General features: G+C 67.2%; 1 protein-coding gene. It reads left to right on the top strand.

Going from position 1 to position 232, the window contains the following annotated elements; translation table 11 throughout:
* Window positions 1-56 precede the first annotated feature (56 nt).
* Window positions 57-232, top strand: a 176-nt coding sequence (locus SB754_RS23185; RefSeq protein WP_410784587.1) for a DUF2071 domain-containing protein, incomplete at its 3' end; no start/stop codon positions are given.

Consider the following 232-nt stretch of genomic DNA (forward strand, 5'->3'; position numbering starts at 1 on the left):
CTGTCGGTTCTCTTGATCCCTGGCCCGCCGGTCCGGTGGTTTCTCCTCCCGTACTGGTGACGCAGTCATGGTCCGAGGCAGTTTTCCTGCACTGGCGCCTTCCCGCCTCCCACGCTGAGCGGTACATGCCGCCGCTGGTTGAGCCCGACGTCTTCCTCGGCTCCACCTGGGTGGGACTCATCGGCTTCCGGCTGCACCGAACCAGGCTGGGCGGTGCGGTCCCCGTTCCCTG

The sequence above is a fragment of the Leifsonia sp. SIMBA_070 genome (assembly GCF_046534635.1).
Taxonomy (GTDB): domain Bacteria; phylum Actinomycetota; class Actinomycetes; order Actinomycetales; family Microbacteriaceae; genus Leifsonia.